The sequence below is a fragment of the Pseudomonas lini genome (assembly GCF_964063345.1).
In the GTDB taxonomy this organism is placed as follows: domain Bacteria; phylum Pseudomonadota; class Gammaproteobacteria; order Pseudomonadales; family Pseudomonadaceae; genus Aquipseudomonas; species Aquipseudomonas lini_B.
On the sequence record NZ_OZ061318.1, the window covers coordinates 2943221 to 2966643 of the forward strand.

Below are 23423 nucleotides of genomic sequence, written 5' to 3' on the forward strand. Positions count from 1 at the left end.
AGGGCCTGCCATCCATCAGACACAAACTCAGTGGACACAATGGAAGACACCGACCTGCAAGCGCTGATGGCCAGACTCGAACTGCTAATTACTCGAGTCGAGCAACTAAAGAGTCAGAATGGACTCCTATTAGCTCAGGAAAAGAGCTGGCGCGAGGAACGCGCGCATCTCATTGAAAAAAATGAAATCGCCCGGCGTAAGGTCGAATCGATGATTTCGCGCCTCAAGGCCCTGGAGCAAGACTCATGAGTTCAAGCAATAGCGTTACCGTGCAGATCCTCGACAAAGAATATTCGATCATCTGCCCCCAGGAAGAGCGCAGCAACCTGGTGAGCGCTGCCCGTTACCTGGACGGCAAGATGCGCGAAATCCGCAGCAGCGGCAAAGTCATCGGCGCCGACCGCATCGCCGTGATGGCCGCGCTGAACATCACGCACGATCTCCTGCACAAGGAAGAACGCCCGGATGTGCAGGCCAGCGGTTCGACCCGTGAGCAGGTTCGCGATCTGCTGGACCGCGTCGATCTGGTGTTGTCGACCGATCCGGATGTCACCAAGGGCTGATTCGCGCGACCGCTTGGGGTATACTCGCATCACTCCCTGGGGTGCTTGCCAGTTGACGACGTCCCTGAGCCGATTCGCACTACCCTGGAGGTTGCACGTTGGGCTGGTGTGCATGTCCGCTAGACGGAAAGCCTTAAAGCCTACTGCATCTTCCACCTTGAACTTTCGGGTTCAAGGGCTAAGTCGACAGCGGTTCATCCGGGGAGCCTGATTCCAGTCCGATGCCGGTTTAAATACCGGCATCGGCTTTTTTACGGGTACGCTTTACGTACTCGCACTTCGAAGCCTGAATCCATGACCGAACCTGCGCTGCTGCCCCGCCCGCAACTTCGACGCATGCTGCGCAAGGCCCGTCGCGCACTGACCCCCAGTCAGCAGCGCGAGGCCGCTCGCGGGCTGTATAAACAATTGGCCCAGCATCCGCTGTTCCGCCGCGCAAAACACATCTCCCTGTACCTGCCCATGGACGGTGAAATCGATCCGAGTCTGCTGATGCGTGCCGCACAACGTCGGGGCAAGGCGACTTATCTGCCGGTGCTCAGTGCCTGGCCGCGAACCAAAATGGTGTTCCAGCGGATTCGTTCCGGCGAAAAGCTCAAACCTAACCGTTTTCGCATCCCCGAACCTCGACACAACATCGCCCGACAACGCAAGGTCTGGGCGCTGGATCTGGTGTTGTTGCCGCTGGTGGGGTTTGACGATGTCGGCGGACGCCTGGGAATGGGCGGTGGTTTCTACGACCGGAGCCTGGCGTACCTGGCGCGCCGCAAAAACTGGCGCAAGCCGACGCTGCTGGGCCTGGCCCATGAATGTCAGAAGGTTCAACGATTGGCTCAGGCGAGCTGGGATGTGCCGCTGCAGGGAACGGTCACGGACAACGCGTGGTATTTCGCGGACTAGACGCCACTGATTTCAGCGGCGTCGAAAGACAGGTTCAGCGCTTGAAGGCCGACGGCTGTTGCTGTGCGATCTCGACAGGAGCATCGGGTTTGTTGTTCCACAGGCTTTGGGCATAGCCGGTGGTCACAACACCAAGGCCGAATAAAATTACCAAAATCCATAGTAAATCCGGTTTGCGTTTCATCGATTGCCCCCCAAAGGCACATCAACACGATGACAGCAGCGGTTTCCGTTGTAGGTGTAGGCCGTGCAGCAGCGTCAAGCTTAGAAGGCCGGCATTTTGCGACAACGTGAACCGACACGCAAACGCTGGCGTCAACCGACTGTCGGTTTGTCATAAAATTGCCCGACCGCTTGCCCACTCACCTCGCAAGGAGCAAACCCATGGCCTATTGGCTGATGAAATCCGAGCCCGACGAACTCTCGATCAAAGACCTGCAGAAGCTTGGCCGAGCGCGCTGGGACGGGGTTCGCAACTACCAGGCGCGTAACTTCCTGCGGGCCATGGCGGTGGGTGACGAGTTCTTTTTCTACCATTCCAGCTGCCCTGAGCCAGGGATTGCCGGGATCGGCAAGATTGTCGAAGCCGCGTACCCGGACCCGACGGCGCTGGAGCCTGAGAGTCATTACTTCGATCCGAAGGCCACTGCCGAGAAAAACGCCTGGAGCGCGATTGATGTTGCGCATGTCGAGACGTTTGCCAGCGTGCTGAAGCTGGAGTATCTGAAGCAGCAAACGGCGCTGGCCGAGATGCCACTGGTACAGAAAGGTTCGCGATTGTCGGTGATGCCAGTGACAGCCGAGCAGTGGGCGGGGGTGATTGCGCTCAAGCCGTAAATCTCCAGCGCTACTTCGAATGTCATCGCGGGCAAGTCGGATCGCCGCACCGCCGCTCCCACAGGGATCTGGGATGGATGCAAAGGCTGCATTCACTGGAGATCATTGTGGGAGCGGGCTTGCCCGCGATGAGGCCCGCCCGGACAGCAAAAGACTTATTGAATTATCAGATTGTTGAACAACAAATCCTCAACCACCGGCTTGCCGGTTTCGTCGTTCATCACTTGCTGGGTCTGCTTCAAGGCTTCCTGACGCAGCTTTTCCTTGGCTTCGACATTATTCATGGCTTCAGTGGTCTGCTGTGCAAACAACGCCACCAGCTGATTGCGGATCAATGGCTCATTGGCCTTCACCGCTTTGGTCGCCTCTTCACCGGTCACCCGCAACGCCACATCGGCCTTGTAGACCTTGAGCTTCGGCGTGCCGTCCAGCCCATAGTTGCCCACGAATGGCGGGCTCAGGGTGATGTAGTTGACCTTAGGGGCCTCACCTTCTTTGGCTTCTTCGGCCATCGCTGCCACAGGCAGAGACAGGGCCAGCAACAACATGATCCACGCTTTCACAATTCGCTCCTTATCCGGTTTGCGGCCAAGCATAACGACCCGCCGCTCAAGCACAAGCTTATGGCTGACTATCAGGGTCGGGCATGCTCGTTGACCCAATGACTCACACACCTACACTTATCGGCCATCACTCCCAAAGGAATAGCCCTGATGAAAGCCGTGCTGTGCAAAGCCTTCGGCCCTGCCGAATCGCTGGTGCTGGAAGACGTCGCCAGTCCTGTCGCGAAGAAGAATGAAATCCTGCTGGATGTGCACGCGGCTGGGGTGAACTTCCCGGACACATTGATCATTGAGGGCAAATACCAGTTCAAACCGCCCTTCCCGTTTTCTCCGGGTGGCGAAGCAGCTGGCGTGGTCAGCTCGGTGGGCGAAAAGGTCAGCCACCTCAAGATTGGCGACCGGGTCATGGCCCTGACTGGCTGGGGCAGCTTTGCCGAGCAGGTCGCGGTGCCGGGCTACAACGTGTTGCCGATCCCGTCATCAATGGACTTCAACACCGCCGCCGCATTCAGCATGACCTACGGCACTTCGATGCACGCTCTCAAGCAACGGGGCAACCTGCAACCCGGCGAAACCTTGCTGGTGCTCGGTGCTTCCGGTGGCGTCGGCCTCGCCGCGGTGGAAATCGGCAAAGCCATGGGCGCCCGGGTAATCGCCGCCGCCAGCAGCGCGGAAAAACTCGCGGTGGCCAAGGCCGCCGGTGCCGATGAGTTGATCAACTACAGCGAAACCAGCCTCAAGGACGAGATTAAACGCCTGACCGACGGCCAGGGCGCCGACGTGATCTACGATCCGGTGGGCGGCGACCTGTTCGACCAGGCGATCCGCGCCATCGCCTGGAACGGCCGTCTTTTGGTAGTCGGCTTCGCCAGCGGACGAATCCCTGAGCTGCCAGTGAACTTGGCACTGCTCAAAGGCGCAGCGGTAGTCGGCGTGTTCTGGGGCTCGTTTGCCCAGCGCCAGCCACAGGACAACGCGGCCAACTTCCAGCAGTTGTTTGGCTGGTTTGCCGAGGGCAAATTGAAACCACTGGTGTCGCAGGTGTATCCGCTGAGCAACGCGGCGCAGGCCATCAATGATCTTGGCCAGCGCAAGGCGGTCGGGAAAGTGGTGGTTCAGGTTCGCTGATTGTTTACCTGAACTGTTTTACCTAACCGGGTCCCAGCCCTGCGACCCGGTGCCGCCATCCCCATACCGCCCTTCATTTATACCTGAGCGACATGTTCATAAAAGAACATGTGATCTCCAACATTTCAGCTATTTGGCCGATGCAGACCGGTGCTATTTTCGGTAACGAAACTGTAACATTCGCATCCGCAGTCAAAACAAGAAATCTGGAGCTCTTGAATGTTTGCTTTCTTTCGTCCTGCCGCACATCAGGCTCCATTGCCTGAAGAAAAAATAGACAGCACCTACCGACGCCTTCGCTGGCAGATCTTCGCCGGGATTTTCATTGGGTATGCGGGTTACTACCTGCTGCGCAAGAACTTCACCCTGGCATTTCCGGATCTGATCGCCCAAGGCTATACAAAAGGCCAACTCGGGGTGGCGATGTCGGCGATTGCAATCGCCTACGGTCTTTCCAAGTTTTTGATGGGCATCGTGTCCGACCGCTCCAACCCTCGTTACTTCCTGCCCTTTGGCCTGATTGTGTCCGCCGGGGTGATGTTCGTTTTCGGTTTCGCACCGTGGGCGACGTCCAGCGTGACCATGATGTTCATCCTGTTGTTCATCAACGGCTGGGCGCAAGGCATGGGTTGGCCACCGAGCGGGCGAACCATGGTGCACTGGTGGTCGCAGAAAGAACGCGGCGGTGTGGTTTCGGTATGGAACACCGCGCATAACGTTGGCGGCGGCTTGATCGGCCCGTTGGCGATCCTCGGCATGGGCTGGTTCAACGACTGGCACAGCAAGTTCTACGTTCCGGCAGCGGTGGCGTTGCTGGTCGCCGTATTTGCCTTCATTGTCATGCGTGACACCCCGCAATCGACGGGCTTGCCGCCCATCGAGAAGTACAAGAACGATTACCCGGAAGGCTACGACGCCAGCCACGAAGAAGAATTCAGCGCCAAGGACATCTTCGTCAAATACGTGCTGCGCAACAAAATGCTCTGGTTCATCGCGCTGGCCAACGTCTTCGTCTACTTGTTGCGCTACGGCATTCTGGATTGGGCGCCGACCTACCTTAAAGAGGTCAAGCACTTCGACTTCGACAAAACGTCCTGGGCTTACTTCCTGTACGAGTGGGCAGGCATTCCCGGCACGCTGCTGTGCGGCTGGATGTCGGACAAGATCTTCCGGGGCAACCGCGGCCTGACGGGCATGGTGTTCATGGCACTGGTGACCGTTGCAACGATCGTTTACTGGTTGAATCCGCCGGGTAACCCAATGGTCGACATGATCTCGCTGTTCGCGATCGGCTTCCTGATCTATGGCCCGGTAATGCTGGTGGGTCTGCAGGCGCTGGAACTGGTGCCCAAGAAAGCGGCGGGTACGGCTGCCGGTTTTACCGGTTTGTTTGGTTACCTGGGTGGTTCAGTCGCGGCCAGTGCCCTGATGGGCTACACGGTGGACTATTTCGGTTGGGATGGCGGCTTCATCCTGCTGGTCGTCGCCTGCCTGCTGGCGATGGCGTTCCTTGCACCCACTCTGGGTCACAAGAACGTCGCCAGTCAAAGCCGCGAAGCGATCGCCTGATCGGCCTTTGATTTGCAGCGCTTGAGCCGCGCCTCCAGATTCCGGTCTGGCATGGCGTGGCTACGCAGGGCATGCGCAGTCTGCTCGACATACTCGCGAGTGGTGCCGTAACGCCCGCAAGCGCTTTCGAATACCTGGCTCAGCACATGATCCGGCAAGTTGCCGGCATAGCTGGGCAGGTGCCGCTCCAATACAAATCCCAATGCCTGAACCTGGCTTCCGTCTTCAAGACGGCAGTTGAGCCAATGTGGACGATAGGACGGGAATGGCATTTCACGCTGCCAGAGCGCATAAAGCGAAGCTTCGAGTTGCTCTTCGGGCAAGCGATAGGCAAACCCGCTGCATGAGCCGCCACGATCCAGGCCAAACACCAGCCCTGGCACCTCCGGCGTACCGCGATGTTCGTGGGACCACAGGTACAAGCCGCGATGGTAGCCATGCACGCGACCGCGTACTCGCTCAACCGCCGCACATTCAGGACGCCAGATCAGCGAACCATAAGCGAACAACCAGACCGGCCCACCCTTGTGGCGTGCCATGGTCGCCTGCATTGAGCCGAGTAATTGTTCGTGCGTAAGCTGCGGCCCCAGATCGAGCCGCGGAGGGTAAGCCAGATTCAAAAAAGCAGATTCAATGGCGCTCATGGCGAATAGCGTTCAGCTCCTCGCGAGTGAAGAATTACTTAATAGAACGCACCGTTGTAACAATAAGGCACATATGTTTTAAGGCAATTTAAGTGCCATGGCGGCGCTCTAAAACTTATTGCCTGAATGAGATATAACCTACCGGCATTTATATAAATCTATAAATACCGATCGGCTATATGGGGAGTTATAACGATTTAAATCGGGGATCAAGATCGAGGATCAAGATCGAGGATCAAGATCGAGGCGCGTAAGCGAAAACATCCGCGCGCATTTGATGGGCATCCATTCCTGCTTCGACCAACGCATCCAGCGTGCCATAAACCATGGCCGGAGAGCCGCTGGCGTAGACGTGCAGGGCTTTCAGATCAGGGAAATCTTCACACACCGCCTGATGCAACATACCGCAGCGCCCGCCCCAGCCACATTGATCGCTGACGACTTTGTGCAGGAATAAATTGGGCAGTTTTTCCCATTCATCCCAATGCTCGATGTCATAAAAGTCTTCGGGACGACGCACGCCCCAATACAGATGCACCGGATACTTGAAACCCGTGGCCCGGCAATGTTCGATCAGGCTGTGGATCTGGCCCATGCCGGTTCCGGCAGCAATCAGTACCAATGGACCGTCCGGCAGTTCCGCCAGATGGGTATCGCCGAATGGCATCTCGATGCGCACCATCGAGTTGCGCTGAAGCTGTTCGATCAGGCTCAGCGCACTGCTTTCGCGCGCCAGTACGTGAATTTCCAGATCGCGGCCGGAATGCGGTGCAGAGGCCAAGGAGAAGGCGGATTTCTCGCCGTTCTCACGCTCGATCATCAGGTACTGACCGGCGTGATAGCGCGGCGGCTTGCCCGCGGGCGCACGCAGACGCACGCGCCAGGTATCGCCGCCGACGTCCCTGCATTCAATGACCTGACACGACACGCTGCGCACCGGCAACTCTCCCAGCGCGAGCACGCCATCCCACAGCACGATGCAGTCTTCCAGCGGCTCTGCTATGCAAGTGTAGAACTCGCCATGGTCGCGCACATCGCCGGCTTGTTCGACCCGCCCTTCCACCAGCAACGCGCCGCACACATGACAATTGCCGTTGCGACAGCTTTGCGGGCATTCATAGCCCAGGCGCCGCGCGCCATCGAGAATCCGCTCGCCGGGCAGAATCTCTAGCACTGCTCCGGAGGGCTGCAAAGTTACACGCATCAATCTATTCCTAACTGATTCCAGATGGCATCGATCCGTTGGGTAACGGCTTCATCCTTGACGATGACCCGGCCCCACTCGCGAGTGGTTTCGCCCGGCCATTTATGCGTGGCATCGAGCCCCATCTTCGAACCCAGGCCGGAGACCGGCGAGGCGAAGTCCAGGTAGTCGATCGGCGTGTTGTCGATCATCACCGTGTCACGCTTGGGGTCCATGCGCGTGGTGATGGCCCAGATCACGTCGTTCCAGTCCCGTGCGTTGATATCGTCGTCAGTGACGATAACGAACTTGGTGTACATGAACTGTCGCAAAAACGACCAGACACCGAGCATTACCCGCTTGGCATGCCCAGGATACGACTTCTTCATGGTCACGATGGCCATGCGGTACGAACAGCCTTCGGGCGGCAGGTAGAAGTCGGTGATCTCCGGAAACTGCTTTTGCAGGATCGGCACGAACACTTCGTTCAGCGCCACGCCGAGAATCGCCGGCTCATCCGGCGGACGGCCGGTGTAGGTGCTGTGGTAGATCGGTTTGATCCGGTGGGTGATGCGCTCGACGGTAAACACCGGGAAGCTGTCGACTTCGTTGTAGTAGCCGGTGTGGTCGCCGTATGGACCTTCATCGGCCATTTCGCCCGGATGGATCACGCCTTCGAGGATGATCTCGGCGGTGGCCGGCACTTGCAGGTCGTTGCCACGGCACTTCACCAGTTCGGTGCGATTGCCGCGCAACAGACCGGCGAAAGCGTATTCGGAGAGGCTGTCCGGCACCGGCGTCACGGCGCCAAGAATGGTTGCCGGGTCAGCGCCCAAGGCCACAGAGACAGAGAACGGCTGGCCGGGGTGTTTCTCGCACCACTCACGGTAATCCAGCGCGCCGCCACGGTGGCTCAACCAGCGCATGATCACCTTGTTGCGGCCAATCACTTGCTGACGGTAGATGCCGAGGTTCTGGCGATCCTTGTTCGGACCTTTGGTGACGGTCAGACCCCAAGTGATCAGCGGGCCTACATCGCCCGGCCAGCAGGTCTGTACCGGCAACATCGCCAGATCGACATCGTCGCCTTCGATGACCACTTCCTGGCACACCGCGTCTTTGACGACTTTCGGCGCCATGGCAATGATCTTGCGGAAGATCGGCAACTTGGACCAGGCGTCCTTCAGGCCCTTCGGCGGCTCGGGCTCCTTGAGGAACGCCAACAGCTTGCCGATTTCGCGCAACTCGCTGACCGCTTCCGCGCCCATGCCCAGCGCCACGCGCTCGGGGGTGCCGAACAGGTTGCCGAGTACTGGAATGTCATAACCGGTAGGGTTTTCGAAAAGCAGCGCCGGGCCCTTGGCGCGCAACGTGCGATCGCAGACCTCGGTCATTTCGAGCACTGGGGACACTGGAACCTGGATGCGCTTGAGTTCGCCGCGCTTTTCCAGGCCGCTGATAAAGTCGCGCAAGTCGCGATACTGCATGCGTGAGCCTCGTGTTGGCCGTGGCGTTCGGGGGCAGGCAGTTTAGCGCCGAACCCCTCTATTCAGAACCACGAACTGCCGGTTCATCAAAAATCAGATAGCAAAAAGCCGGGTTTCCCCGGCTTTTGCTGACTTTCTGCGATTTACTTGCGCTTCATCGACAGGAAGAACTCGTCGTTGGTCTTGGTCTGTTTCAGCTTGTCGACCAGGAACTCGATGGCAGAGACTTCGTCCATCGGGTGCAGCAGCTTGCGCAGGATCCACATACGCTGCAGTTCGTCGTCGGCCGTCAGCAACTCTTCGCGGCGAGTACCGGAACGGTTGATGTTGATGGCCGGGAACACACGTTTTTCAGCGATCTTGCGATCCAGAGGCAGTTCCATGTTGCCGGTGCCTTTGAATTCTTCGTAGATCACTTCGTCCATCTTCGAGCCGGTTTCAACCAGCGCGGTAGCGATGATGGTCAGCGAGCCGCCTTCTTCGATGTTCCGTGCAGCGCCGAAGAAACGTTTCGGTTTCTCCAGGGCGTGGGCATCGACACCACCGGTCAGTACCTTGCCGGAGCTCGGGATCACGGTGTTGTAGGCACGCGCCAGACGGGTGATGGAGTCGAGCAGGATCACCACGTCTTTCTTGTGTTCGACCAGGCGCTTGGCCTTCTCGATCACCATTTCGGCAACCTGCACGTGGCGGGTTGGCGGCTCGTCGAACGTCGAGGCAACTACTTCGCCGCGCACGGTGCGCTGCATTTCGGTCACTTCTTCCGGACGTTCGTCGATCAGCAATACGATCAGATGAACTTCAGGATTGTTACGTGCGATGTTCGCCGCGATGTTCTGCAGCATGATCGTTTTACCGGCTTTGGGCGGTGCAACGATCAGGCCGCGCTGGCCTTTGCCGATCGGGGCGCACAGGTCGATGACACGACCGGTCAAGTCTTCGGTGGAACCGTTGCCGGCTTCCATCTTCATGCGCACGGTCGGGAACAGCGGGGTCAGGTTCTCGAAGAGAATCTTGTTTTTCGCGTTCTCGGGACGATCGTAATTGATCGTGTCGACCTTGAGCAGCGCGAAATACCGCTCGCCTTCCTTTGGAGGGCGGATCTTGCCAACGATGGTGTCACCGGTGCGCAAGTTGAAGCGGCGGATCTGGCTCGGCGAGACGTAGATATCGTCTGGGCCGGCGAGATAGGAAGCGTCAGCGGAGCGCAGGAAGCCGAAGCCGTCCTGGAGAATCTCCAGCACGCCATCACCGGAGATTTCCTCGCCGCTTTTAGCGTGCTTTTTGAGCAGGGAGAAAATCACGTCCTGCTTGCGCGAACGGGCCATATTTTCTATGCCCATCTGTTCGGCCAATTCGAGCAGTTCGGTAATCGGCTTTTGCTTGAGTTCAGTCAGATTCATATAGGAATGACGTAATCATTTATGGAGGGGGGAAATTAAGCTTTTGGCTTAATGAGGCCGCGCCGCAGAGAAGGCGACAGGATCGCGTACTTATTCGAAAAGGAGTGCGTCGGCGACGGCTAGCAGGGGGCAGTGGAGAAACCAGTGCGGGGCCGAATGTACCACCTGAGTTTCAGAGCGTCTAGCCCTCAATAACGAAAAGGCCCCGCATAATGCGGGGCCTTTTCATGACGCTTTATAACAACGCTTAGATGTTGGCGTCGAGGAAAGCAGCCAGTTGCGACTTCGACAGCGCGCCAACCTTGGTGGCTTCGACGTTGCCGTTCTTGAACAGCATCAGCGTCGGGATACCACGTACGCCGTGCTTGGCCGGGGTTTCCTGGTTTTCGTCGATGTTCAGCTTGGCAACGGTCAGCTTGCCAGCGTAGGTGCCAGCGATTTCGTCCAGAACCGGGGCGATCATTTTGCAAGGGCCGCACCACTCAGCCCAGTAGTCAACAAGCACAGGGCCAGCAGCCTTCAGTACTTCTTCTTCGAAGTTCGCGTCGGTGACGTGCTTGATAAGATCGCTGCTCATGGATGTCTCCGGGTTGTAAGCAATAAAAAACGTGGCCCATCATAGCCGCCCTTCCCGTGTTCAGGAAGCCGCAGATGATTGAGTCTCGCTATGGTGGCCCATGAGTTTGGGTATAGCTCAAGTCACGAGGTGGCGGGAGCCACGAAAGCGATTCCAGTGCGCAGGGCGGCGTTGCGCACATGCTCCTGCATGGCCTTCTGCGCAGCACTTGAGGCCCGACGAGCCAGCGCGCGGAGGATTTTACGGTGTTCCTGCCAGGTTTCCATGGCCCGTTCGGCCCGGATGAACGGTAGCTTCTGGCTCTCCAGGAAGATGTCGGCGCTGGCCGTCAGAATGCTCAGCATCGCCTGATTGCCGCTGGCGAGAAGAATGCGCCGGTGAAACTCGAAATCCAGTCGCGCCGCGGCATCGAAGTCAGCGGCACGCAGTTCATTGCGCATGGCGGCGACATTGTCTTCCAGGGCATCGAGCTCATCGGTGCTCAGGGTCACGGCCGCCAGCCCGGCGGCAAAACCTTCCAGCGCGTAGCGCAACTGGAAGATGTCCAACGGCGATGCCTGAGCTGCGAACGGCCAGCCCGGCGCTGCATCGCCCCGGGGCAGATCGACCGATGACTGCACGAACACGCCCTTGCCTGGCTGGATACTGATCACGCCCAGCGCACTCAGGGACGATAACGCCTCACGCAATGACGCCCGACTGACCCCCAATTGCACCGCCAGGTCCCGTTGCGAGGGCAAGGCATCCCCCGCCCCAAAACCTTGTTCGGCGATCAGTTTGCGGATGGCTTGCAGCGCCACTTCGGGTACGGCGCGGGAGATCGAGTTCATGGTTTTTTCAGACGAGCCAGGCCAATGAGCGGCTAGTTGTAAAGCTATTCGCGACGCCCGGCAAGTCGTGCCCCATGGGGGTTCGGGAATTTTCACGGGTGCGCCATCAGGGTGCGAAATGCCACCCCACTGTTCAGACCAGTAAGACCGAACAACACCAGCAAAACCGTGGCCTGCGCGCCCCAAAATCGAATCTTGGCATGGCCCATGCTCTGTCGATCCGCAGAAATCACTTCCCGCCGATCCGGAGATTTGCCATGACCATGCGTTACAGCGCCCTCCTCGCAGCCCTGTTTGCCAGCCTGATGCTGAGCCAGGCACCCGCCCACGCCGACGGCCTGGAGGATGTGGTCAAGCGCGGCACCCTCAAAGTCGCCGTGCCCCAGGACTTCCCGCCGTTCGGTTCGGTCGGCCCGGACATGAAACCTCGGGGCCTGGACATCGACACCGCCAAACTGCTGGCCGACCAACTCAAGGTCAAACTCGAACTGACCCCGGTCAACAGCACCAACCGCATTCCGTTTCTGACCACCGGCAAAGTCGACCTGGTGATTTCCAGCCTCGGCAAGAACCCTGAGCGCGAAAAAGTCATCGACTTCTCCCGAGCCTACGCACCGTTCTACCTCGCCGTGTTCGGCCCGCCAGACGCCACCATCAAGGGCCTGGACGATCTCAAGGGCAAAACCATCAGCGTCACCCGTGGCGCCATTGAAGACATCGAGTTGACCAAAGTCGCTCCCGAAGGCGCGACCATCAAGCGCTTCGAAGACAACAACTCGACCATCGCCGCCTACCTCGCAGGGCAAGTCGACCTGATCGCCAGCGGTAACGTGGTGATGGTGGCGATCAGCGAGAAAAACCCGAAACGCGTGCCGGCCCTGAAAGTGAAGCTCAAGGATTCGCCGGTTTACGTCGGCGTGAACAAGAACGAGCCGGCATTGCTGGGCAAGGTCAATGACATCCTCGCCACGGCCAAGGCTGATGGTGCGCTGGAAAAAAATTCGCAAACCTGGCTGAAAGAGCCGCTGCCGGCCGATCTCTGATCGTTCGCGGAGACGATTTATGGCTTATCAGTTCGATTTCTTGCCGGTGGTGGAAAACACCGACCTGCTGCTGCGCGGTGCGCTGTTCACCCTTGAGTTGACGGCCATTGGCGCGGTGCTCGGAGTCAGTCTGGGCATCGTCGGGGCACTGGTGCGGGCGTGGAACATCCGCCCGTTCGCCGGCATTTTCGGGGTTTACGTCGAGTTGATCCGCAACACGCCATTCCTGGTCCAGTTGTTTTTCATCTTCTTCGGTTTGCCGTCGCTGGGCCTGCAGATTTCCGAATGGCAGGCGGCGGTGCTGGCGATGGTGATCAACCTCGGCGCCTATTCGACCGAGATCATCCGCGCCGGCATTCAAGCGATCCCTCGCGGGCAGCTGGAAGCCGCGGCCGCTCTGGCAATGACCCGCTTCGAAGCTTTCCGCCACGTGGTTCTGTTGCCGGCGCTGGGCAAGGTCTGGCCGGCCCTGAGCAGCCAGATCATCATCGTGATGCTCGGCTCGGCGGTCTGTTCGCAGATCGCCACCGAAGAGCTGAGCTTCGCCGCCAACTTCATTCAATCGCGCAACTTCCGCGCCTTTGAAACCTATGCCCTGACCACATTGATCTACCTGTGCATGGCGCTGCTGATCCGCCAATTGCTGAACTGGATCGGCCGGCGGTTTATATCAAGAAGCAGCGCAAGGACCAGCCAATGAGCGATTTCACCTTCTGGGACATCCTGCGCAATCTGCTCATGGGCCTGCAATGGACCCTGGCGTTGTCGCTGGTGGCGTTTATCGGCGGTGGGCTGATCGGTTTGCTGATCATGGTGATGCGGATTTCAAAAAAGTCCCTGCCCAGCAACTTCGCCCGCACCTACATCGAACTGTTCCAGGGCACGCCGCTATTGATGCAGCTGTTTCTGGTGTTCTTCGGTGTGGCGTTGGCCGGTCTGGAGATTTCGCCGTGGATGGCGGCGGCGATTGCCTTGACGCTGTTCACCAGCGCCTACCTGGCGGAGATCTGGCGCGGTTGCGTCGACTCGATCCCCAATGGCCAGTGGGAAGCCTCGTCGAGTCTGGCGCTCAATCCGCTGGAGCAACTGCGTTACGTGATCCTGCCGCAAGCCCTGCGCATCGCCGTGGCGCCAACCGTGGGTTTCTCGGTGCAAGTGGTCAAAGGCACCGCCGTCACCTCGATCATCGGCTTCACCGAACTGACCAAGACCGGCGGCATGCTCGCCAACGCGACCTTCGAGCCTTTCATGGTCTACGGCCTGGTGGCGCTCGGTTACTTCCTGCTCTGCTACCCCTTGTCCCTCAGTGCGCGCTACCTGGAAAGGAGACTGCATGCCTCTGCTTAGAATTTCCGCCCTGCATAAATATTACGGCGATCACCATGTGCTCAAAGGCATCGACCTGAGTGTCGAGGAAGGCCAGGTGGTGGCGATCATCGGCCGCAGCGGCTCGGGCAAATCCACCTTGCTGCGCACCCTCAATGGCCTGGAGTCGATCAATGACGGCGTGATCGAAGTCGACGGCGAATACCTCGACGCCGCCCGCGCCGACCTGCGCAGCCTGCGGCAGAAAGTCGGGATGGTGTTCCAGCAGTTCAATCTGTTCCCGCACCTCACCGTGGGCGAAAACGTCATGCTCGCGCCGCAAGTGGTGCAGAAAGTGCCGAAAGCCAAAGCCGCCGAGCTGGCGCGGCAGATGCTGGAACGGGTCGGGTTGGGGGAGAAGTTTGATGCCTTCCCGGATCGACTCTCCGGCGGCCAGCAACAGCGGGTAGCGATTGCTCGGGCGTTGGCGATGTCGCCGAAAGTCTTGCTGTGCGATGAGATCACCTCGGCACTCGACCCGGAACTGGTCAACGAAGTGCTGAGCGTGGTCCGGCAACTGGCCAAGGAGGGCATGACGCTGATCATGGTCACCCATGAAATGCGCTTTGCCCGCGAGGTTGGGGACAAATTAGTGTTCATGCACCATGGCAAGGTGCATGAGGTGGGGGATCCGAAGGTGTTGTTTGCCAACCCGCAGACGGCGGAGCTGGCGAATTTCATCGGGACGGTTGAGGCGGCGGGCTAATACCCCCCTGTGGCGAGGGAGCTTGCTCCCGCTCGGCTGCGCAGCAGTCGTAAAACCTGCCATACACCTTTTTCCTGATGCACCGCGTTGAATGGTTTTAGGGCCGCTACGCAGCCCAGCGGGAGCAAGCTCCCTCGCCACAGGGAACTTATGTCGGCCATGCGCTGGATCAAAGCTTTAAACTCTACGCGTTGGCGGCAGCGTTTGATCGTGGCAGGATGTCGAGGTTATCGACCGAGACCCCCTGACCATGCCGCTATCCCAAGCCAAGAATCTGTCCCTGATCGCCGCAATCGACCTGGGCTCCAACAGCTTTCACATGGTCGTGGCCAAGGCCCAGAACGGCGAAATCCGGATTCTCGAACGTCTCGGGGAGAAGGTTCAGCTGGCCGCCGGCATCGACGAAGAACGTCAACTCAGCGAAGAATCCATGCAGCGCGGGCTCGATTGCCTGAAGCGTTTCGCCCAACTGATCAACGGTATGCCGCCCGGCACCGTGCGGATCGTCGGCACCAACGCCCTGCGCGAAGCCCGTAACCGCGCCGAATTCATCCACCGTGCCGAAGAAATTCTCGGCCATCCGGTAGAAGTCATCTCCGGCCGAGAAGAAGCGCGCCTGATTTACCTCGGCGTCTCCCATACCCTCGCCGACACCCCAGGCAAGCGTCTGGTGGCCGATATCGGCGGCGGCAGTACTGAATTCATCATCGGCCAGCGCTTCGAACCGTTGCTGCGCGAAAGCCTGCAAATGGGCTGCGTGAGCTTCACCCAGCGCTATTTCAAGGATGGCAAGATCACCCCGGCCCGCTACGCCCAGGCGTATACCGCGGCGCGGCTGGAGATCATGAGCATCGAACACGCCCTGCACCGCCTGACCTGGGATGAAGCCATCGGCTCCTCGGGCACCATTCGCGCCATTGGCCTGGCGTTGAAGGCCGGCGGGCATGGCACTGGCGAAGTGAATGCCGAAGGCCTGGCCTGGCTCAAGCGCAAGCTGTTCAAACTCGGCGATGCCGAGAAAATCGACTTCGAAGGCATCAAGCCCGACCGCCGGGCGATCTTCCCCGCCGGTTTGGCGATTCTCGAAGCAATCTTCGACTCCCTCGAACTGCAACGCATGGATCACTGTGAAGGCGCCCTGCGCGAAGGCGTGCTCTATGACCTGCTGGGCCGTCATCATCACGAAGACGTCCGTGAACGTACGCTCAGCTCGCTGATGGAGCGTTACCACGTAGACCTCGAACAAGCGGCGCGTGTCGAACGCAAGGCGCTGCATGCCTTCGATCAAGTGGCTGAAGACTGGGACCTGAACGACGGTGTCTGGCGCGAATTGCTGGGCTGGGCGGCCAAGGTCCATGAGGTGGGCCTGGACATCGCCCACTATCAGTACCACAAGCACGGCGCCTACCTGATCGAGCACTCGGACCTCGCCGGATTTTCCCGTGAAGACCAGCAAATGCTCGCGCTGCTGGTGCGTGGCCACCGACGCAACATTCCCAAGGACAAGTTCGCCGACTTCGGTGACGACGGCATCAAGCTGATTCGCCTGTGCGTGCTGCTGCGCTTTGCGATTCTGTTCCATCACATCCGCGGCACGCAGGAAATGCCACAAGTGGTGCTGCACGCCAATGGCGATAGCCTGGATGTGTTGTTCCCGGAACACTGGCTGGACGACAACCAGTTGACCCAGGCCGACTTCGCCCTGGAAGCAGAGTGGCTGACCCGCGTCAGCTTCGTACTCAACGTCCGCTAAAACCCCAGAAAGGGCGAACACTATCCCTGTGGCGAGGGAGCAAGTCATTCACCCCTCGGGCGGGGATAAAAAAGGGCGATCCACATGGATCGCCCTTTTTTTGTATCAACCGAATCTACGTTAACGGACCGCCAGAATCGGGCTGCCCAAACGCTCAAGCAAGGTTGCCTGGGCACTGCGCGGGTTCTGGTTGCCGGTCGGCGTGTTGCGGATGTAGCGACCGTCCGCCTGCAGGCTCCAGCTGTGGGTGTTGTCGGTGAGATAGAGCTCCAGCTCTTTCTTGACCCGCATGATCAGCTTCTTGCCTTCGACCGGGAAGCAAGTCTCGACACGCTTGTCGAGGTTGCGCTCCATCCAGTCGGCACTGGACAGGAACATCTGTTCTTCGCCGCCGTTGAGGAAGTAGAAGACCCGGGTATGTTCCAGGAAGCGACCGATGATCGAGCGCACGTGGATGTTGTGGGAGACCCCGGCGATGCCCGGTCGCAAGCAGCACATGCCGCGCACCACCAGATCGATACGCACACCGGACTGACTGGCCTTGTACAACGCGCGGATGACTTTCGGATCGGTCAGCGAGTTGAACTTGGCGATGATGTGCGCAGGTTTGCCGTCGAGGGCGAACTGAGTCTCGCGGGCAATCATGTCGAGCATGCCCTTCTTCAACGTGAACGGCGCATGTAGCAGTTTCTTCATGCGCAGGGTTTTACCCATGCCGATCAACTGGCTGAACAGTTTGCCGACGTCTTCGCACAAGGCATCGTCGGAGGTCAGCAGGCTGTAGTCGGTGTACAGACGGGCGTTGGCCGCATGGTAGTTGCCGGTACCCAAGTGGGCGTAACGGACAATCTCGCCAGCCTCGCGGCGCAAAATCAGCATCATCTTGGCGTGGGTCTTGAAGCCGACCACGCCGTAAATCACTACCGCACCGGCCGCTTGCAGACGGCTGGCCAGTTGCAGGTTGGACTCTTCGTCGAACCGCGCGCGCAATTCGATTACCGCGGTCACTTCCTTGCCGTTACGCGCAGCGTCCACCAGCGCATCGACGATCTCCGAGTTGGCGCCGCTGCGATACAACGTCTGACGAACCGCCAACACATGAGGATCCTTGGCCGCCTGGCGCAGCAAATCGACCACCGGGGTGAACGACTCGAACGGGTGCAGCAGCAGGATATCCTGCTTGCTGATCACGCTGAAAATGTTCTCGCTGTTTTGCAGCAGTTTCGGGATCTGCGGGGTGAACGGCGTGTATTGCAGCTCCGGATGACTGTCCAGGCCGGTGATGCTGAACAGCCGGGTCAGGTTGACCGGGCCGTTGACCTGATACAGCTCGGTCTCGTGCAGGTTGAATTGCTTGAGCAGGTAATCGGACAGGTGTTTCGGGCAGGTATCGGCCACTTCCAGCCGCACCGCGTCACCGTAGCGACGGGAGAACAACTCGCCGCGCAGGGCGCGCGCCAGGTCTTCCACGTCTTCGGTATCGACCGCGAGGTCGGCGTTACGGGTCAGGCGGAACTGGTAGCAGCCCTTGACCTTCATGCCCTGGAACAGGTCATCGGCGTGGGCGTGGATCATCGACGACAGGAACACGTAATTGTCGCCCGGGCCACCAACTTCTTCCGGCACCTTGATGATTCGCGGCAACAGACGCGGCGCCGGGATGATCGCCAGACCGGAGTCGCGACCGAAGGCGTCGACGCCTTCGAGCTCGACGATGAAGTTCAGGCTCTTGTTCACCAGCAACGGAAACGGGTGTGTCGGGTCAAGGCCGATCGGGGTGATGATCGGCGCGATCTCGTCGCGGAAATAACGACGAACCCAGGTCTTGAGCTTGGTGGTCCAGTAGCGGCGGCGGATGAAGCGGACCTGATGTTTTTCCAGTTCCGGCAACAAAATGTCGTTGAGGATCGCGTATTGGCGATCGACGTGGCCGTGCACCAGCTCGCTGATGCGAGCCAGGGCCTGGTGCGGTTGCAAGCCATCGGCGCCAGCCTGTTCACGGGCGAAGGTGATCTGCTTCTTCAGGCCGGCCACCCGAATCTCGAAGAACTCGTCCAGGTTGCTGGAAAAGATCAGCAGAAACTTCAGCCGCTCCAGCAACGGGTAAGACTCATCCAGCGCCTGCTCCAGCACGCGGATGTTGAACTGCAGTTGCGAGAGCTCACGATGGATGTACAGGCTGCTGTCATCCAGGCCGGGAATGGCAATCGCTGGCGCCGCCACAACGGGCTCGGCCACCACCGCGGGTGGAGCAGGCTCCAGCTCCGGCGGGGTTTCGGCGATTTGCTCCACCACAGGTTGAGCGTCTTTTACGGCAACTTCAGTGAGTCCTTCGGTATTCATCGAATGTTCCTGGGAGGGCTATTTTTGCTCTCGTAACAATTGAGCGGCACGGACGGCAAAGTAGGTCAGGATGCCATCAGCGCCTGCACGTTTAAAAGCGGTCAGGGATTCGAGGATAACCCCTTCGCTCAACCAGCCATTCTGGATCGCCGCCATGTGCATGGCGTATTCGCCGCTGACCTGATACACAAAGGTCGGCACTTTGAACTCTTCCTTGACCCGGTAAAGGATATCCAGATACGGCATGCCCGGCTTGACCATGACCATGTCCGCGCCTTCTGACAAGTCCGCCGCCACTTCGTGCAGGGCTTCGTTGCTGTTGGCCGGGTCCATTTGATAGGAGGCCTTGTTGGCCTTGCCCAGGTTCAGCGCCGAACCCACCGCGTCGCGGAACGGGCCGTAATAGGCGCTGGCGTACTTGGCCGAGTAAGCCATGATCCGCACGTTGACGTGATCGGCCAGCTCGAGCGCCTCGCGGATCGCCTGGATGCGACCGTCCATCATGTCCGACGGGGCCACCACCTGAGCGCCGGCTTCAGCGTGGGACAAAGCCTGCTTAACCAGTGCGTCGACGGTAATGTCGTTCTGCACGTAGCCTTCTTCATCGAGAATGCCGTCCTGCCCGTGGGTGGTGAACGGGTCCAGAGCGACGTCGGTAATCACACCCAACTCCGGGAACCGGTCACGCAGGGCTCGGGTAGCGCGCTGGGCGATACCGTCCGGGTTCCAGGCTTCAGCGGCGTCCAGGGATTTGAGCTCCGGTGGCGTCACCGGAAACAATGCCAGCGCCGGAATCCCCAACTCGACCCACTTGGCCGCTTCTTCAAGCAACAAATCGATGGTCAGGCGTTCGACGCCCGGCATCGAGGCCACCGCTTCTCGACGGTTTTCACCGTCCAGCACGAACACCGGCAAAATCAGATCGTCGACGGTCAACACGTTTTCACGGACCAGTCGACGCGAGAAATCATCACGACGGTTGCGACGCAGGCGGGTTGCAGGAAACAAACGGTTGGCGGGGGTAAAGCTCACGGCAGACTCCTGAGCCCGCGCTGGCGGGCGAGCGTGACAGTTATAAGCGGCCATTATGACGAACGTATTACATAAGTGTCTCGTCTTGAAGTCACTGTTCAACTGCAGCGGCGGCTTGAACCTGACTTCAGGACGAGACACCCGTGCCCCCCTGTGACAGGTAGCCGCATTCCATTGTCCTTGTAGGAAATGTTCACGTCGAGACACATTTTGACACTTTCCTGAATGTGTCCGAGGGGTTAGGCTGCGCGTTCATTTCGCCAGCACCCAGACAATGCTCCAACAATTTCTTCAGGAATTCGGCTACTTCGCCCTCTTTCTCGGCACGTTCTTCGAAGGCGAAACCATCCTGGTGCTCGCGGGCTTCCTTGCGTTCCGTGGATACATGGACATCAAGGTGGTGATGCTCGTGGCGTTCCTCGGCAGTTATGCCGGCGATCAGCTGTGGTACTTCCTGGGGCGAAAGCACGGGCGCAAATTGCTGGCGCGCAAACCGCGCTGGCAACTGATGGGTGATCGGGCGCTGGAACATATCCGCAAACACCCGGATATCTGGGTGCTGAGCTTCCGCTTTGTCTACGGCTTGCGCACCGTGATGCCGGTGGCGATCGGTCTGTCGGGCTATCCGCCGGGACGCTATCTGCTGCTCAACGGGATTGGCGCGGCGATCTGGGCCGCCGCGCTGGCTTCCGCCGCCTATCACTTCGGCGCAGTGCTCGAAGGCATGCTGGGCAGCGTCAAGAAGTATGAGCTGTGGGTGCTGGGTGCCCTGCTGGTACTGGGCTTTTGCCTGTGGCTGCGGCGGCGCTTCAAGAATGCCCGTCTGGCGAAGAAGATCTACGCCGACGAGCAAGCGTTGAAAGCCGAACAGGCCAAGTCCAGCGAACCTACGACGCCCATCGAGTGAAGCGGTTTCTACAACAGTAGAGACCGATTCCGCTGAGCAGGCTGTAACTGAGCAGCCCCACCCAGCCCACCGCACTGCCCGGCCATAGCCCGACCATTGGCGCCAGCCATACCAGCGGCAGGTTCGACGCCAGCCGCAACAGCTCCAGCTTCAGTGCCTGCGGGCGATTTTCCAGGGCCACGCCCAACACAAACAGCCCCCACGCCACGGCACCCCAGCCCAACACCAGGGCCGAGACCGGCAAGCTCTGTTCCAGGTTCATCAAGTAACTGCCCAAGGCGATGTAGACGCAAAACTGTAGCGCCACATACCACCGCTGGCGCCCGTCCAGCGGCACCTCGAACTTGCGGAACTGGCTCAGGTCCGGTTTGTTCATCGGGTATTTGGCCGCCACATCCGCTGGCCGCCAACCGGTGCGCATGAACCAGATCCGCAGCTTGTCCCACCCGCTTTCGGCGCGCCGGGCGTCATCCCACAGCTGCGCATAGAACTGCACGTTTGCCCACAATGGATTCCAGCTCGCCAGCGGCGTGGTCACGCCGAAAATCACCGGCTCGTTGTCGTCCTCTTCCTGGAACGAGCCAAATAGACGGTCCCAAATAATGAACACCCCGCCGTAGTTGCGATCCATGTAAAGAGCATTCTGTGCATGGTGAGCCCGATGATTGGACGGCGTAACGAAGAACCACTCGAACCAGCCGAGCTTGGGAATGTGCCGGGTATGCACCCAGAATTGGTACAGCAGATTCAGCGCCGCAACGCTGACAAACACCACCAGCGGCACACCGAGCACGGCCATGGGCAGATAGAAAATCCAGCTCAACAGAAACCCGGTGCTGGTCTGGCGCAAGGCTGTGGAGAGGTTGTAATCCTCGCTCTGGTGATGCACCGAGTGGGCGGCCCAGAGGATGTTGCGCTCGTGGCCCATGCGGTGCAGCCAGTAATAGCAGAAGTCGTAGAAGACGAAAGCAAACACCCAGACCCAGACACTGTCGGCCGACAACTCGATCACGGCCAGGTGCTTCAGGGCGAAGGCATAAGTCACCAGGCCGACGCCTTTGGTCAACAGGCCCGTGGTAGTCGACAGCACGCCGGTGCTGACGCTGTTGATCGCGTCTGCCACGCGGTAATTGCTCACCCCGCGCCAACGGTCGGCCAGCAACTCGACCGCAATCAGCACAAAGAAAAACGGCACCGCATACAGAATGAAGTCCATGACGCGCCCTGATCAGAATCGTTCAGCAGAGATTAGGTGTAGCCGCGTATTAACCCTATGGCAACGAGTGACAAATTAGTGGACATTTAACGCCATGAATCTGGAGAAAAGCCCATGAGCAAAAAAATTGCAGTGATCCTTTCCGGCTGCGGCGTGTACGACGGCGCCGAGATCCACGAAAGCGTGATCACCCTGCTGCGGCTGGACCAGCGCGGCGCCCAGGTGCAGTGTTTCGCACCCAATATCGCGCAATTGCATGTGATCAACCACCTGACCGGCGAAGAAATGCCCGAGGCGCGCAACGTGCTGGTGGAATCGGCACGGATCGCCCGGGGCAACATCAAGGATATCCGTGACGCCAGCGTCGAAGACTTCGATGCGTTGATTGTTCCAGGCGGATTCGGCTCGGCCAAGAACCTGTCGAACTTTGCCGTCGAAGGCGCCGGATGCAGCGTTCAGCCTGACGTCCTGGCGTTGACCGAAGCGTTCGCCGAGGCCGGCAAACCGGTGGGGCTGATCTGCATCTCGCCGGCCCTGGCGGCCAAGATCTACGGCCCGGGTGTGACCTGCACCATCGGCAACGATGCCGATACCGCCGCCGCGATGAACAAAATGGGCGCCACGCATGCCGAGTGCGCAGTGACCGACATCGTCGAAGACAAGGCGCGCAAGCTGGTGAGCACTCCGGCGTACATGCTGGCGCAATCGATCAGCGAGGCTGCTTCCGGCATCAACAAACTGGTCGACCGCGTACTGGAACTGACCCACGAAAACGACGAGTAACACTGTGATCGTTCCTACGCTCCGCGTGGGAATGCAGCCCGGGACGCTCTGCGTCCCAAAGCGGACGCAGAGCGTCCATTGAGGCATTCCCACGCAGAGCGTGGGAACGATCATTACCGTCTTGCTTAAGACTTGCGCGACAACCGCGTAAGTATCCGGTCCAGCGCATTGGCGAACGCCTGCTTCTCACGGTCGCCAAACGGTGCCGGTCCGCCGTTCATCTGACCCTGCTCGCGCAGATCGGTGAACAGGTTACGCACCGCCAGTCGATCGCCCATGTTCTGCGCATCGAACTCCTTGCCCCGTGGATCCAGCGCCGCAACACCTTTCTTCACCAGCCGATCCGCCAGCGGCACATCACTGCAAATCACCAGTTCACCCGGTACCGCGTATTCCACCAGGTAATCATCGGCGGCATCTGGACCGCTGGGCACCACGATCAGCTTCACCAGGGCGAGGCCCGGTTTGATCTGCGGCTGACCAGCCACCAGCACCACTTCGAACTGGCGCTTGAGGGCAAATTTCACCACCAGATCCTTGGCTGCCCGAGGGCAAGCGTCGGCATCGATCCACACGCGCATATTGTTTCCT

The 23423-nt window shown here is 59.3% G+C and carries 25 protein-coding genes and 1 other RNA gene; 14 read left to right on the forward strand and 12 right to left on the reverse strand.

The window, feature by feature from the left end:
• Positions 1-39 precede the first annotated feature (39 nt).
• From AB3226_RS13355 to AB3226_RS13370, 4 genes are all read left to right on the forward strand, one after another.
• Positions 40-249, forward strand: coding sequence for a TIGR02449 family protein (locus AB3226_RS13355; protein ID WP_007899405.1), 210 nt, complete (start codon positions 40-42; stop codon positions 247-249).
• Positions 246-563 carry a cell division protein ZapA gene (locus AB3226_RS13360; RefSeq protein ID WP_007899404.1) on the forward strand — a complete coding sequence of 106 codons (318 nt, stop codon included), beginning with the start codon at positions 246-248 and terminating at the stop codon, positions 561-563. Before AB3226_RS13355 ends, AB3226_RS13360 begins: the two co-directional genes overlap by 4 nt.
• Before the next feature lie 30 nt (positions 564-593).
• Positions 594-772: non-coding RNA, 6S RNA (gene ssrS / locus AB3226_RS13365), on the forward strand.
• A gap of 85 nt (positions 773-857) precedes the next feature.
• Positions 858-1463, forward strand: a complete 606-nt coding sequence (locus AB3226_RS13370) for a 5-formyltetrahydrofolate cyclo-ligase (protein ID WP_367373387.1) — start codon at positions 858-860, stop codon at positions 1461-1463.
• Positions 1464-1497: 34 nt separating this feature from the next.
• On the opposite strand, the gene AB3226_RS13375 is transcribed toward AB3226_RS13370, so the two are convergent.
• The gene (locus AB3226_RS13375; protein WP_018927582.1) at positions 1498-1647 is read right to left on the reverse strand and encodes a hypothetical protein; all 150 of its coding nucleotides are present in this window, start codon (positions 1645-1647) and stop codon (positions 1498-1500) included.
• A gap of 200 nt (positions 1648-1847) precedes the next feature.
• Between AB3226_RS13375 and AB3226_RS13380 the strand changes: the two genes are divergently transcribed.
• Entirely contained in the window at positions 1848-2300 is a 453-nt protein-coding gene (locus tag AB3226_RS13380) for an EVE domain-containing protein (RefSeq protein ID WP_367373388.1), read from the forward strand.
• Positions 2301-2455: 155 nt separating this feature from the next.
• On the opposite strand, the gene AB3226_RS13385 is transcribed toward AB3226_RS13380, so the two are convergent.
• Positions 2456-2863: a flagellar basal body-associated protein FliL gene (locus AB3226_RS13385; protein WP_038980837.1), complete on the reverse strand. Its 408-nt coding sequence runs from the start codon at positions 2861-2863 to the stop codon at positions 2456-2458.
• A 150-nt stretch (positions 2864-3013) separates the two neighbouring features.
• On the opposite strand from AB3226_RS13385, the gene AB3226_RS13390 reads away from it, so the two are divergent.
• Positions 3014-3991, forward strand: a complete 978-nt coding sequence (locus tag AB3226_RS13390; RefSeq protein ID WP_367373389.1) for an NADPH:quinone oxidoreductase family protein — start codon at positions 3014-3016, stop codon at positions 3989-3991.
• Positions 3992-4210: 219 nt separating this feature from the next.
• Positions 4211-5560, forward strand: coding sequence for a glycerol-3-phosphate transporter (gene glpT / locus AB3226_RS13395; RefSeq protein ID WP_008012529.1), 1350 nt, complete (start codon positions 4211-4213; stop codon positions 5558-5560).
• On the opposite strand, the gene AB3226_RS13400 is transcribed toward glpT, so the two are convergent.
• The 6 genes from AB3226_RS13400 to AB3226_RS13425 form a co-directional block, all read right to left on the reverse strand.
• On the reverse strand, positions 5536-6204 hold the full coding sequence (locus tag AB3226_RS13400; protein WP_038980835.1) for a gamma-glutamylcyclotransferase: 669 nt from the start codon (positions 6202-6204) through the stop codon (positions 5536-5538). The genes glpT and AB3226_RS13400 overlap by 25 nt on opposite strands.
• A 235-nt stretch (positions 6205-6439) precedes the next feature.
• A complete protein-coding gene (locus AB3226_RS13405; RefSeq protein ID WP_367373390.1) occupies positions 6440-7408 on the reverse strand; it encodes a CDP-6-deoxy-delta-3,4-glucoseen reductase in 969 nt (322 codons plus the stop codon).
• Complete coding sequence (gene ubiD / locus AB3226_RS13410; RefSeq protein WP_367373391.1) at positions 7408-8874, reverse strand: 4-hydroxy-3-polyprenylbenzoate decarboxylase; 1467 nt, start codon at positions 8872-8874, stop codon at positions 7408-7410. Before ubiD ends, AB3226_RS13405 begins: the two co-directional genes overlap by 1 nt.
• A gap of 143 nt (positions 8875-9017) precedes the next feature.
• Positions 9018-10277 carry a transcription termination factor Rho gene (gene rho, locus AB3226_RS13415; RefSeq protein ID WP_007899384.1) on the reverse strand — a complete coding sequence of 420 codons (1260 nt, stop codon included), beginning with the start codon at positions 10275-10277 and terminating at the stop codon, positions 9018-9020.
• Positions 10278-10524: 247 nt separating this feature from the next.
• A complete protein-coding gene (gene trxA / locus AB3226_RS13420) occupies positions 10525-10854 on the reverse strand; it encodes a thioredoxin TrxA (protein WP_007899382.1) in 330 nt (109 codons plus the stop codon).
• A gap of 122 nt (positions 10855-10976) precedes the next feature.
• Complete coding sequence (locus AB3226_RS13425) at positions 10977-11684, reverse strand: FadR/GntR family transcriptional regulator (RefSeq protein ID WP_367373392.1); 708 nt, start codon at positions 11682-11684, stop codon at positions 10977-10979.
• A 257-nt stretch (positions 11685-11941) separates the two neighbouring features.
• Between AB3226_RS13425 and AB3226_RS13430 the strand changes: the two genes are divergently transcribed.
• The 5 genes from AB3226_RS13430 to ppx all read left to right on the forward strand — a co-directional run bounded on the left by AB3226_RS13430 (position 11942) and on the right by ppx (position 16551).
• Positions 11942-12727, forward strand: a complete 786-nt coding sequence (locus tag AB3226_RS13430) for a transporter substrate-binding domain-containing protein (RefSeq protein WP_367373393.1) — start codon at positions 11942-11944, stop codon at positions 12725-12727.
• Positions 12728-12746: 19 nt separating this feature from the next.
• Positions 12747-13427: an amino acid ABC transporter permease gene (locus AB3226_RS13435; protein WP_367373394.1), complete on the forward strand. Its 681-nt coding sequence runs from the start codon at positions 12747-12749 to the stop codon at positions 13425-13427.
• On the forward strand, positions 13424-14074 hold the full coding sequence (locus AB3226_RS13440) for an amino acid ABC transporter permease (RefSeq protein WP_367373395.1): 651 nt from the start codon (positions 13424-13426) through the stop codon (positions 14072-14074). Before AB3226_RS13435 ends, AB3226_RS13440 begins: the two co-directional genes overlap by 4 nt.
• Positions 14061-14798 (forward strand): amino acid ABC transporter ATP-binding protein, encoded by a 738-nt coding sequence (locus tag AB3226_RS13445; protein ID WP_253546266.1) that lies wholly within the window; start codon positions 14061-14063, stop codon positions 14796-14798. The genes AB3226_RS13440 and AB3226_RS13445 overlap by 14 nt, the downstream gene beginning before the upstream one ends.
• Before the next feature lie 250 nt (positions 14799-15048).
• The gene (gene ppx, locus AB3226_RS13450; protein ID WP_367373396.1) at positions 15049-16551 is read left to right on the forward strand and encodes an exopolyphosphatase; all 1503 of its coding nucleotides are present in this window, start codon (positions 15049-15051) and stop codon (positions 16549-16551) included.
• 120 nt (positions 16552-16671) lie between these two features.
• Here the strand turns inward: ppx and ppk1 are convergent, their stop codons facing one another.
• Both ppk1 and hemB read right to left on the reverse strand, forming a co-directional pair.
• A complete protein-coding gene (gene ppk1, locus AB3226_RS13455) occupies positions 16672-18894 on the reverse strand; it encodes a polyphosphate kinase 1 (protein WP_367373397.1) in 2223 nt (740 codons plus the stop codon).
• Positions 18895-18912: 18 nt separating this feature from the next.
• A complete protein-coding gene (hemB, locus tag AB3226_RS13460; protein WP_008076082.1) occupies positions 18913-19926 on the reverse strand; it encodes a porphobilinogen synthase in 1014 nt (337 codons plus the stop codon).
• Between the two features lie 274 nt (positions 19927-20200).
• Between hemB and AB3226_RS13465 the strand changes: the two genes are divergently transcribed.
• Positions 20201-20833 carry a DedA family protein gene (locus AB3226_RS13465; protein ID WP_008076083.1) on the forward strand — a complete coding sequence of 211 codons (633 nt, stop codon included), beginning with the start codon at positions 20201-20203 and terminating at the stop codon, positions 20831-20833.
• Here AB3226_RS13465 and AB3226_RS13470 read toward each other — a convergent pair.
• Positions 20814-22049 (reverse strand): sterol desaturase family protein, encoded by a 1236-nt coding sequence (locus AB3226_RS13470; RefSeq protein ID WP_367373398.1) that lies wholly within the window; start codon positions 22047-22049, stop codon positions 20814-20816. The two genes, AB3226_RS13465 and AB3226_RS13470, sit on opposite strands and share 20 nt — an antisense overlap.
• A gap of 114 nt (positions 22050-22163) precedes the next feature.
• On the opposite strand from AB3226_RS13470, the gene elbB reads away from it, so the two are divergent.
• The gene (elbB, locus tag AB3226_RS13475; RefSeq protein WP_201061312.1) at positions 22164-22832 is read left to right on the forward strand and encodes an isoprenoid biosynthesis glyoxalase ElbB; all 669 of its coding nucleotides are present in this window, start codon (positions 22164-22166) and stop codon (positions 22830-22832) included.
• A gap of 125 nt (positions 22833-22957) precedes the next feature.
• Here elbB and AB3226_RS13480 read toward each other — a convergent pair whose 3' ends face one another.
• The gene (locus AB3226_RS13480) at positions 22958-23413 is read right to left on the reverse strand and encodes a YaiI/YqxD family protein (protein WP_367373399.1); all 456 of its coding nucleotides are present in this window, start codon (positions 23411-23413) and stop codon (positions 22958-22960) included.
• Positions 23414-23423 lie beyond the last annotated feature (10 nt).